At 44.7% G+C, this 12,095-nt stretch carries 8 protein-coding genes; 4 read left to right on the top strand and 4 right to left on the bottom strand.

Going from position 1 to position 12,095, the window contains the following annotated elements; all coding sequences use genetic code 11:
• Positions 1-199: 199 nt before the first annotated feature.
• The 4 genes from OCV20_RS06935 to OCV20_RS06950 form a co-directional block, all read right to left on the bottom strand.
• On the bottom strand, positions 200-1,966 hold the full coding sequence (locus OCV20_RS06935) for a sodium:solute symporter family transporter (RefSeq protein WP_086775424.1): 1,767 nt from the start codon (positions 1,964-1,966) through the stop codon (positions 200-202).
• A gap of 847 nt (positions 1,967-2,813) precedes the next feature.
• The gene (locus tag OCV20_RS06940; RefSeq protein WP_017069898.1) at positions 2,814-3,440 is read right to left on the bottom strand and encodes a bifunctional 4-hydroxy-2-oxoglutarate aldolase/2-dehydro-3-deoxy-phosphogluconate aldolase; all 627 of its coding nucleotides are present in this window, start codon (positions 3,438-3,440) and stop codon (positions 2,814-2,816) included.
• 73 nt (positions 3,441-3,513) lie between these two features.
• Positions 3,514-4,446 carry a 2-dehydro-3-deoxygluconokinase gene (gene kdgK / locus OCV20_RS06945; RefSeq protein ID WP_017061485.1) on the bottom strand — a complete coding sequence of 311 codons (933 nt, stop codon included), beginning with the start codon at positions 4,444-4,446 and terminating at the stop codon, positions 3,514-3,516.
• Positions 4,447-4,480: 34 nt separating this feature from the next.
• The gene (locus OCV20_RS06950; protein WP_048607082.1) at positions 4,481-4,816 is read right to left on the bottom strand and encodes a cupin domain-containing protein; all 336 of its coding nucleotides are present in this window, start codon (positions 4,814-4,816) and stop codon (positions 4,481-4,483) included.
• 333 nt (positions 4,817-5,149) lie between these two features.
• Here OCV20_RS06950 and OCV20_RS06955 point away from each other — a divergent pair, with 333 nt between their 5' ends.
• The 4 genes from OCV20_RS06955 (at position 5,150) to OCV20_RS06970 (ending at position 12,090) form a co-directional block, all read left to right on the top strand.
• Positions 5,150-7,339: a heparinase II/III domain-containing protein gene (locus OCV20_RS06955; protein ID WP_086775425.1), complete on the top strand. Its 2,190-nt coding sequence runs from the start codon at positions 5,150-5,152 to the stop codon at positions 7,337-7,339.
• A 2-nt stretch (positions 7,340-7,341) separates the two neighbouring features.
• A complete protein-coding gene (locus OCV20_RS06960) occupies positions 7,342-9,495 on the top strand; it encodes a heparinase II/III domain-containing protein (protein ID WP_086775426.1) in 2,154 nt (717 codons plus the stop codon).
• A gap of 296 nt (positions 9,496-9,791) precedes the next feature.
• On the top strand, positions 9,792-10,616 hold the full coding sequence (locus OCV20_RS06965; RefSeq protein WP_048616509.1) for a fumarylacetoacetate hydrolase family protein: 825 nt from the start codon (positions 9,792-9,794) through the stop codon (positions 10,614-10,616).
• Positions 10,617-10,918: 302 nt separating this feature from the next.
• A protein-coding gene (locus OCV20_RS06970) for an IS3 family transposase (RefSeq protein WP_108721736.1) occupies positions 10,919-12,090 on the top strand; the annotation gives its coding sequence in 2 pieces (ribosomal slippage) (positions 10,919-11,201 and positions 11,201-12,090; 1,173 coding nt in all).
• Positions 12,091-12,095 lie beyond the last annotated feature (5 nt).

The raw sequence follows: 12,095 nt of genomic DNA on the forward strand, positions 1-12,095 counted from the left end.
AGAGATCAAACCATTGGAAAGGTTGGAAAAGAAGATAAAACGAGGGCAGGAGATAGGTATTTCTACGGTATGTGAGCATTGATCGAGATGCGTTTCATATTCCATTTTGATAAACCGAAGATAAACAAAAAGCCCATGTTATCGAATAACATGGGCTTCATTTTGGTTTAACTTGTTAGCTGCTTATTTAGCTATTTAGTTATTTAGCTACTGACTCGTTGTTCATCTTAGCCGGAGCTTTAGATGCGTTAACCAGTAGGATACCAACGGTTAGTACCATCGAACCACATAGTAGGAACAACAAGCGTCCTGTTGGTTCGTTTGGAATCAGAGCCATTGCTAGGATACCGAAACCTGCTGTGCTGATAAGCTTACCAAGCATTGAACGCTGTTTAGTATCTAGGTTTTGTTGCTCTTCACCTTCCGCTACAAGCGGCGTGTTCCAGTTAGTGAATAGTTGGTCAACTTCTTTCTCACGCTCTGGCGATAGGCCTTTGTAGAAGCGAGAAGTCATGATGAAGTAACCACCTGTGAACACTACGTGAGCCGCTAAGCTAAGACCGACTTTCAAGTCGCTCCATTCACGGCCTGTAAGCGCTGTTTCTAGACCAAATAGGTTCTCGATGTCTTCTGCTTGCAGAGAGATACCGAAGATGTAAGAAACGAAACCACCAACCACTAGAGTAGACCAACCAGCCCAGTCAGGTGTCTTACGAATCCACATACCTAGTAGTACAGGGATAAGCATTGGGAAGCCAATCAACGCACCTACGTTCATTACGATATCGAACAAGCTTAAGTGACGCAGAGAGTTAATGAATAGACCAATCGCGATGATGATAATACCCATCATGATAGTCGTTAGCTTACTTACAATAACCAGCTCTTTCTGAGTCGCATTTTGACGAAGAATTGGGCTGTAGAAGTTCATTACAAAGATACCAGCGTTACGGTTCAAACCTGAATCCATAGAAGACATCGTTGCAGCGAACATTGCTGACATAAGAAGACCAACCATACCTGCTGGCATTAAGTTTTGTACGAATGCTAGGTAAGCAGCATCACCGGCTTTGTCGCCCATTGATGTGTATTGCTCAGCGAACTCAGGCATGAATGCACTTACGTACCAAGGTGGTAGGAACCAAATTAGTGGACCAACAACCATAAGGATACATGCTAGGCCTGCCGCTTTACGTGCGTTTTCACTGTCTTTTGCACATAGGTAACGGTAAGCGTTGATGCTGTTGTTCATTACACCGAACTGCTTCACGAAGATGAATACAACCCAAAGGATGAAGATGCTCATGTAGTTTAGGTTGTTACCTAACATGAAGTCGCCGTCGAAGTTAGCAACGATGTTAGTTAAGCCGCCACCGTGGAAGTAAGCTGCTACCGCACAAGTGATTGTCACGGCCATGATTACAAGCATTTGCATGAAGTCAGAAGCAACAACCGCCCAAGAGCCGCCCGTTACTGCCATCAATACTAGAACCATACCCGTAACCACAATGGTAGCTTCCATTGGGATGTTGAATACCGCTGCTACAAAGATCGCTAGACCGTTTAGCCAGATACCTGCAGAGATAAGGCTGTCCGGCATACCTGCCCATGTGAAGAACTGTTCAGACGTTTTACCAAAGCGCTGACGAATAGCTTCGATCGCCGTTACCACACGAAGTTGGCGGAACTTTGGAGCGAAGTACATATAGTTCATGAAGTAGCCAAAAGCATTGGCTAAGAATAGGATTACAATAACGAAACCGTCATTGAATGCGCGTCCTGCGGCACCTGTAAACGTCCATGCTGAAAATTGTGTCATGAAGGCAGTTGCACCAACCATCCACCACAACATTTTGCCGCCCCCTCTGAAGTAATCACTTGTAGAGGTGGTGAACTTACGGAACATCCAACCAATCGCGATTAAAAAGAAGAAGTAGGCGAGAACAACAAAAGTATCAATAGTCATCTTTTCAGCCTTTTAAATATCATAATTAACTGGGCTTAGATTAACGCGTCCCAAGGTTTATTTGTACTACAATATGTCTTTAGTATGATCTAGGTCGCATTGATTTTTCTGGTGCTAATGCACGACTATATAAGTGTTTGTTTTAATTGAATTTAAATGTGCGTACATTTTGTTTGAGATCTAAAATAAATTGAGGGTTAAATGTTTATATGTATTACAATATAAGCAAAAGCGCTTACTTTGCCGTATCTATAAGATTTTAATTATAACCGTAACAAATGTGCTACAAATTGGTGTGTTGTGCGACGACATTCACGTTAATTTGGAACTCTATACTGAAAATTTTCGTATTGAGATTTCAAGTGTAGCTCATTGTTTTCACTTCGCTATTTTCTGTTTATCTGCGGCTATGAAGCCTTTCTATGCTATTTATTCATTTTTTCGTGCCACAGAGGTGCGTATTTGGAATTTTTGTCACTGAGTGGGCGTTAAACTGGGCGACGAGACACATTTTGCGGCTCACTTTGTCTATTGTGGTCTTCAGTGCATGCGATGAGAGATGCTTGATGACGTATCGAAAAGGAACATTGCTGGATAAGAAGCTGGATAGGCGACAGGGGGAACCAGTAACGCTTCGTTAGATGCGTGCTGAAGTCGATTGAAAGCTTACATTACTTGTTATTGCCTGTCTTAGTCGCGGAGCTGTGCGAATCCATAGAGAGAAAGGCGATAAGGTGTGGGGAAACAGAACGTTGATTGAGCGTGTTTTACGGTTAGTCAGCGCAATAAACGCCAGATAACAAAAAGCCCCACCGAGGTGAGGCTTCATCACTAAATCTAAAATAGATTAAGCGTTAACGTGATCAACTGCGTCACGAACCAGCTTGCCTAGCTCGTCCCACTTACCTTCGTCGATAAGGTTAGTTGGAACCATCCAAGTACCGCCACACGCAAGTACAGAAGGGATCGATAGGTATTCATCAACATTCTTCAAGCTTACGCCACCAGTAGGCATAAATTTAACAGGGTAAACCGCTGTTAGTGCTTTAAGCATGCCAGTACCGCCAGAAGGCTCAGCAGGGAAGAACTTCAACGTGCGAAGGCCCATTTCCATTGCTTGCTCAACTAGGCTTGGGTTGTTAACACCCGGTACGATTGCAACACCCTTATCGATACAGTATTGAACAGTGCGCGGGTTGAAACCTGGGCTTACGATGAAATCAACGCCAGCTTCGATAGATGCGTCAACTTGCTCGTTAGTCAGTACAGTACCTGAACCGATTAGCATGTCTGGAAATTCTTTACGCATGATGCGAATCGCTTCGATTGCACATTCTGTACGTAGCGTGATTTCTGCACATGGCATGCCGTTTTCAACAAGTGCTTTACCTAGAGGGATAGCGTCTTCAGCACGGTTGATAGCGATTACAGGAATTACTTTTAGGTTTGCTAGTTGTTCATTTAATGTAGTCATGAATTCTTTCTCACGTTAAATGTGGGCTTGCTTTCAACTAAGCAAACCCTTGATTAATAGTTAAAGTGCGTAATTATAGAGACAGATCAGGCGTCGCTTCTAGAGGAATGATAGCACCTGGATGCTGAATCACAGTCCCTGCCACAATATGACCAGCTAACGCTGCATCACGTGCATTGCCACCGCTTAAGCGCTTAGCTAGGAAGCCCGCGCTGAACGAGTCGCCAGCCGCTGTAGTATCAACAATGTTGTCTACTGGGTTTGGAGCAACGTACTGAGCGCTTTGGCTCTCAACCACTAGGCAGTCTTTAGCACCACGTTTAATGATGATCTCTTTCACACCAGATTCAGACGTACGTGCAATACACTGTTCAATGCTTTCGTCGCCATACAACTCTTGCTCGTCATCGAACGTCAGTAGAGCCGTGTCTGTGTACTTAAGCATCTTCAAGTACCAAGAGATCGCTTCTTGTTGGCTTTCCCAAAGTTTTGGACGGAAGTTATTGTCGAAGAATACTTGGCCGCCTTGCGCTTTAAATTTGTCTAAGAAGTTGAATAGCTGCGTGCGTCCATTCTCTGTCAAGATAGCAAGCGTAATACCACTTAGGTAAACCGCATCAAAAGAGAATAACTTATCAAGTAGAGCAGGCGTGTCTTCCTGGTCAAACATGAACTTTGCTGCAGCATCATTACGCCAGTAGTGGAAACTGCGTTCACCAGTTTCATCGGTCTCGATGTAGTAAAGCCCTGGTTGTTTGTGATCAAGCTGAGCAATTAAGCTAGTGTCGATACCTTCCGCTTGCCACTTTTCTAACATGTCGGTACTGAATGGGTCAGTGCCTAGTGCTGTTACGTAGCTCGTGTTGATATCTTGCTCTTTTGTTAAGCGAGACAAGTAAAGTGCAGTATTTAGTGTATCGCCACCGAAACTTTGCTTAAGCCCGTCTTGTTTCTTTTGTAGCTCAACCATGCACTCGCCAATGACCGCGATGTTTAATGATTTCATATGCTTACCTTAGCAACTGAGGTTGCGCTAGTTATTATTTTAGGAAATCTTCACGCGCAGGGTTGAAGATATCAAGAAGGATGCTGTCTTGCTCTAGTGCAACAGCACCGTGCATCATGTGTTTACGAGCGAAGTAAGCATCGCCTTCTTTAAGGACTCTCTTTTCGCCTTCAATCTCAGCTTCGAAGCTGCCACGAACTACGTAACCGATTTGGTCATGGATTTCGTGAGTATGAGGGTGGCCAATCGCGCCCTTGTCAAAACATAGGTGTACTGCCATTAGATCGTCAGTGTAAGCAACGATTTTACGCTTAATGCCGCCACCAAGTTCTTCCCATGGGTTTTCATCTAGGATAAAGAAAGAGTTCATTGTGTATCTCCTAATCTGTTTAAATCTTTTAAGTGTTACTTAACTTGCATCCATCATAAGGGAATGAGCCTAATTGTAATACAATATATCTAAATTTGTGTGATATTGATCAAGCGATACTTTATATAGCGTAAATAAATCAACAACTTAATAAATGGCCAATATTTACCATTAGTCAGCTACATCAATGACTTATAGCTAATTGTGTGACTCTACTCATCATTTAGCGACGAATAGGTATAATTAAAGCTCATATTGTATTACTTTATATGGGGTTTGAAAATTTAATCAAAGTTTAAGCAGATAAACTCTTTATTGAGGGTGACAAAGAATATGACGACTAAACCAGTATTGTTGACTGAAGCAGAAATCGAGCAGCTTCATCTTGAAGTGGGCCGTTCTAGCTTAATGGGCAAAACCATTGCAGCGAACGCGAAAGATCTAGAAGCATTCATGCGTTTACCTATTGATGTCCCAGGTCATGGTGAAGCCGGGGGTTACGAACATAACCGCCATAAGCAAAATTACACGTACATGAATCTAGCTGGTCGCATGTTCTTGATCACTAAAGAGCAAAAGTACGCTGACTTTGTTACAGAATTACTAGAAGAGTACGCAGACAAATACCTAACGTTTGATTATCACGTACAGAAAAACACTAACCCTACAGGTCGTTTGTTCCACCAAATCCTGAACGAACACTGCTGGTTAATGTTCTCAAGCTTAGCTTACTCTTGTGTTGCTTCAACCCTGACACAAGAACAACGCGACAATATTGAGTCTCGCATTTTTGAACCAATGCTAGAAATGTTCACGGTTAAATACGCACACGACTTCGACCGAATTCACAATCACGGTATTTGGGCAGTAGCAGCTGTCGGTATTTGTGGTCTTGCTTTAGGTAAGCGTGAGTACCTTGAAATGTCAGTGTACGGCATTGACCGTAACGACACTGGCGGCTTCCTAGCGCAAGTTTCTCAGCTGTTTGCACCTTCTGGCTACTACATCGAAGGGCCTTACTACCACCGCTACGCGATTCGCCCAACGTGTGTGTTCGCTGAAGTGATCCACCGTCACATGCCTGAAGTGGATATCTACAACTACAAAGGCGGCGTGATTGGTAACACAGTACAAGCGATGCTGGCGACGGCTTACCCGAACGGTGAGTTCCCAGCTCTGAATGATGCTTCTCGTACTATGGGCATCACAGACATGGGTGTTCAGGTTGCAGTAAGTGTTTACAGCAAGCATTACTCTTCTGAAAACGGCGTAGACCAAAACATTCTTGGTATGGCGAAGATTCAAGACGCAGTATGGATGCATCCATGTGGTCTTGAGCTATCTAAAGCCTACGAAGCAGCTTCTGCTGAGAAAGAAATCGGCATGCCTTTCTGGCCAAGTGTTGAGTTGAACGAAGGCCCTCAAGGTCATAACGGCGCGCAAGGCTTTATCCGTATGCAGGATAAGAAAGGCGACGTTTCTCAACTTGTTATGAACTACGGCCAACACGGTATGGGTCACGGCAACTTTGATACGCTGGGTATTTCTTTCTTCAACCGTGGTCAAGAAGTACTGCGTGAATACGGCTTCTGTCGTTGGGTGAACGTTGAGCCTAAATTCGGCGGCCGTTACCTAGACGAAAACAAATCTTACGCTCGTCAAACAATTGCACACAACGCAGTAACGATTGATGAAAAATGTCAGAACAACTTTGACGTTGAGCGCGCAGATGCAGTACACGGCTTACCACACTTCTTCAAAGTAGAAGACGAGCAAATCAATGGCATGAGCGCATTTGCTAACGATCATTACGAAGGTTTTGACATGCAACGCAGCGTGTTCATGCTAAACCTTGAAGAATTAGAATCTCCGCTACTATTAGATCTTTACCGTTTAGATTCTGAGAAAGGCGGCGAAGGCGAGCATCAATACGACTACTCACACCAATATCAAGGTCAGATTGTTCGCACTAACTTTGAATACCAAGCAAACAAAGAGCTGAACACTCTAGGTGAAGACTTCGGTTACCAACACCTATGGAACGTGGCAAGCGGTGAAGTGAAGGGCACAGCACAGGTAAGCTGGCTACAGAACAACACTTACTACACGTGGCTAGGTGCAACGTCTAACGACAATGCTGAAGTTATCTTTACTCGCACTGGCGCTAACGACCCAAGCTTCAACCTACGTTCAGAGCCTGCGTTCATTCTACGCAGCAAAGGTGAAACAACATTGTTTGCCTCTGTTGTTGAAACGCACGGTTACTTCAACGAAGAATTCGAGCAATCAGTTAATGCACGTGGTGTTGTGAAAGACATCAAAGTAGTGGCTCACACGAATATCGGTTCGGTAGTTGAGATCACCACAGAGAAATCAAACGTGATAGTGATGATCAGCAACCAACTTGGCGCGACTGACAGCACTGAACACAAAGTAGAGCTGAACGGCAAAGTATACAGCTGGACAGGCTTCTACTCAGTAGAAACAACTTTAAACCCAGAATTAGCAGAGCAGGGGAAATAATAATGAGCTATCAACCACTTTTACTTAACTTTGATGAAGCAGCAGAGCTTCGTAAAGAACTTGGCAAGGATAGCCTTTTAGGTAACGCACTGACTCGCGACATTAAACAAACTGACGCTTACATGGCGGAAGTTGGCATTGAAGTACCTGGTCACGGTGAAGGCGGCGGTTACGAGCACAACCGTCACAAACAAAACTACATCCATATGGATCTAGCGGGCCGTTTGTTCCTTATCACTGAGGAAACAAAGTACCGTGATTACATCGTTGATATGCTAACAGCGTACGCGACGGTGTATCCAACACTTGAAAGCAACGTAAGCCGTGACTCTAACCCTCCGGGTAAGCTGTTCCACCAAACGTTGAACGAAAACATGTGGATGCTTTACGCTTCTTGTGCGTACAGCTGTATTTACCACACCATCTCTGAAGAGCAAAAGCGTCTGATCGAAGACGATCTTCTAAAGCAGATGATCGAAATGTTCGTTGTGACTTACGCACACGACTTCGATATCGTACACAACCACGGCTTATGGGCAGTGGCAGCGGTAGGTATCTGTGGTTACGCAATCAACGATCAAGAGTCAGTAGACAAAGCGCTTTACGGCCTGAAACTAGACAAAGTAAGCGGCGGTTTCTTAGCACAACTTGACCAACTGTTCTCGCCAGACGGCTACTACATGGAAGGTCCTTACTACCACCGCTTCTCGCTACGTCCAATCTACCTGTTTGCAGAAGCGATTGAACGTCGTCAGCCTGAAGTTGGTATCTATGAATTCAACGATTCAGTGATCAAGACAACGTCGTACTCTGTATTCAAAACAGCATTCCCAGACGGTACATTGCCAGCTCTAAACGATTCATCGAAGACAATCTCTATCAACGATGAAGGCGTTATCATGGCAACGTCTGTGTGTTACCACCGTTACGAGCAGACAGAAACTCTGCTTGGCATGGCTGATCACCAACAAAACGTTTGGGTTCATGCTTCAGGTAAAACACTGTCTGACGCGGTTGATGCAGCAGACGACATCAAAGCATTTAACTGGGGTAGCCTGTTTGTAATGGACGGCCCTGAAGGCGAAAAAGGCGGCGTAAGCATCCTTCGTCACCGTGATGAGCAAGACGACGACACAATGGCATTGATCTGGTTTGGTCAGCACGGTTCTGACCACCAGTATCACTCTGCGCTAGACCACGGTCACTACGATGGCTTGCACCTAAGCGTATTCAACCGTGGCCACGAAGTGCTGCACGATTACGGCTTCGGTCGTTGGGTAAACGTTGAGCCTAAGTTTGGCGGTCGTTACATCCCAGAGAACAAGTCTTATTGTAAGCAGACGGTTGCTCACAACACAGTAACGGTTGATCAGAAAACACAGAACAACTTCAACACAGCACTGGCTGAGTCTAAGTTTGGTCAGAAGCACTTCTTCGTAGCAGACGACCAGTCTCTACAAGGTATGAGCGGCACGATTTCTGAGTACTACACTGGCGTAGACATGCAACGCAGCGTGATTCTTGCTGATCTTCCTGAGTTCGAAAAGCCGCTAGTGATTGATGTTTACCGCATCGAAGCTGACGCTGAGCACCAGTACGACCTGCCAGTTCACCACTCTGGCCAGATCATCCGTACTGACTTTGATTACAACATGGAAAAAACGCTTAAGCCGCTAGGTGAAGACAACGGTTACCAGCACTTATGGAACGTTGCTTCAGGCAAAGTGAACGAAGAAGGTTCTTTAGTAAGCTGGCTACATGACAGCAGCTACTACAGCCTAGTAACCAGCGCGAATGCGGGCAGCGAAGTGATTTTTGCTCGCACTGGTGCTAACGATCCAGACTTCAACCTTAAGAGTGAGCCTGCGTTCATCTTACGTCAGTCTGGTCAAAACCACGTGTTTGCTTCTGTATTAGAAACGCATGGTTACTTTAACGAGTCTATCGAAGCCTCTGTAGGCGCTCGTGGTCTAGTTAAATCAGTATCTGTTGTGGGCCATAACAGTGTCGGGACTGTTGTTCGCACTCAGACTACTTCTGGTAACACTTACCACTACGGTATCTCAAACCAAGCTGAAGACACGCAGCAAGCAACTCACACTGTTGAGTTCGCGGGCGAGACATACTCGTGGGAAGGATCATTTGCTCAACTGTAAATGATTAATACACATGCCGTTTAACGATGGCTTGTGTTGATGTGGTGCTTTGCGGGAACGAAGCATCACATTGAATTCAGTCGTGATTGCAAAATCGTTCGTTGATACCAACAACGACTGAATACATCGGGAATAAGTCAAACCGAGTAACTCATTGCGAGTTGCTCGGTTTTTTTTGCGTGCAGCTTTTATTAGAAGTGGGAGAGAGGATGGGGCAACGGAGCTTCCCTTTTCCTTCGAATCTTACAGAGTGGGCTAAAGTATAATTTAGGATTTAAAAATGAAGGGATTCAAGGATGAAATGGTTATTGGCAATAGTTACGATATCTGGCGTCGCATTGGCGGCAGAAAATAACAATGTTGAGGTGAGCAGTGAGCATTTCGTCCGTTATCAATACCAAGACAAAGTCAGCTATGGAAAGCTAGACAATGACGTTGTGTTACCGATCAGCGGCGATATCTTTGGAGAATATTCGGTAGCAAAAAATTCGATCCCGTTAGAGTCGGTTGAGGTGTTACTGCCGACAAAACCAGAGAAAGTCTTCGCCGTCGGGATGAACTTTGCTAGCCACTTAGCTTCACCTGCTGATGCACCACCGCCGATGTTTCTTAAACTTCCTTCTTCTTTGATTCTCACGGGCGAAGTGATTCAAGTGCCACCAAAAGCAAGAAACGTTCATTTTGAAGGTGAGCTGGTAGTTGTGATTGGGCAAGAGCTCAGTCAAGCCACTGAAGAAGAAGCCGAGCAAGCGATCTTTGGTGTCACCGTGGGCAACGATATTACGGAAAGAAGTTGGCAAGGCGCCGATTTACAATGGCTCCGAGCGAAAGCTTCCGATGGTTTTGGCCCGGTTGGCAACACAATTGTGCGCGGCATTGATTACAACAATGTTGAATTAACCACTCTTGTTAACGGCAAGGTGGTTCAACAAGAAAATACTTCGTTTATGATTCACAAGCCACGAAAAGTCGTGAGTTATTTGAGCCACTATTTTACCCTCAAACCGGGCGATCTTATTTTCATGGGCACGCCAGGTAGAACCTATGCTCTGTCCGACAAAGATCAAGTGAGTGTCACGATTGAAGGGGTAGGGACTGTGGTCAACGAAGTGCGGTTCTGATGGTGAAAAATGTTTATTACGTTTCAACAAACGAAAAGCCTACTCATTGAGTAGGCTTTGATCTTATTGACTAGGGCGTGTTGACTTTTCGCGGTTAAATTTTGTTCGAGATAAAAGCGTTTTAATCGAGGCGAGGGGGAAGTCGCCTAGTCATTCTAAGCAAATCCCCCTCAACAAAGAGTAAAACGCTTTTTGCGGGGGCGCCCAGCTCGAACCCTTCGGGCAGCGTTTGCTGGCCATTTCTACTACGTTATTGATGTGACCCCATAAAAGTAGACACTTAATACAGAGCATTGAGTGTCATGAAAGTAAAATCACAAAGACAATATACAGACGAATTTAAACGAGAAGCTGTTCAGCGATCTCTCGATTCTTCTGATACCGTTAAGTCAGTAGCACTATCCTTAGGAATATCGCCGGTGCTACTTTCTAAATGGAGATGCCAAATGACATCGAAAAAGACTAACTCCCTCCCAATACCTAACCACGGCCCCGAAAAATCCTTTGCACAACTGGAGAAAGAGATCCGTCAATTGAAAAAGAAGCTTGAGATGGCAGAGCTGGAGAATGATTTCTTAAAGGAAGCGAAGGCTTTCTTCGACAGCCAAAAAGAATAAGGTTCGAGTATATCCTTAAGAAGGCCAGTGTGAAGCTTCCTGTCATACGACTATGCCAATGGTTGGGTGTTTCTAAAGCGGGTTATTACAAGTGGCTAACAAGGAAACCATCGAAGCGAGAGACAGACAATGAGTCTTTAAGTCACTACTTGAGGAGAGAAAGCAAAGCTCAGTATTGTATTCCAGGCTATCGAAAGCTTTGGGAAGCAGCGGTCGCTAACGGCTTTATTTGTAATAAAAAGCGAGTACAGAGGCTTCTGCAGAATATGGGCTATCGCTCTTGCGCGAGCAAGAAGCGATATGGACGAGCACCAAGACAAAATACGCTTATACCTGCCTATAACATTCTTGCCCGTCAATTTAAGGTGGATAAACCCGATCGAGTTTGGGTGTCAGATATAACTCAGGTGCGCTGTACTGATGGTTGGCAATACCTGTGCGTCGTCTTAGATTTGTTTTCACGCAAAGTGATTGGTTGGTCGACAAGTCGCATTAATAACGCAAAGTTAGTGCTAAGAAGCCTGAATAAGGCTTGGAAACAAAGGCAGCCCTTAGGTCACGAGCTTTTGTTTCACTCCGATCAAGGTATACAGTATCGAGCGTTGGAGACGATCCGTTGGCACCGTAAACGAAAGATTAAAGTCAGCATGTCGAGAAAAGGAAACTGTTGGGACAACGCTTGTTCCGAAAGCTTCTTTGCGCAATATAAGAAAGAGTGGATGAACAACTTAGATCAGCTTTCACGACAAGAAATGACGATGCAGAGTCGAATTTATATCGATACCTATTATAATCCAGTAAGAAGACATGGGACTCTAGGTGGAGTGAGTCCCATGGACTTTGAACTAATCAACTAAACCCC

The organism is Vibrio coralliirubri, assembly GCF_024347375.1.
Taxonomy (GTDB): Bacteria; Pseudomonadota; Gammaproteobacteria; order Enterobacterales; family Vibrionaceae; genus Vibrio; species Vibrio coralliirubri.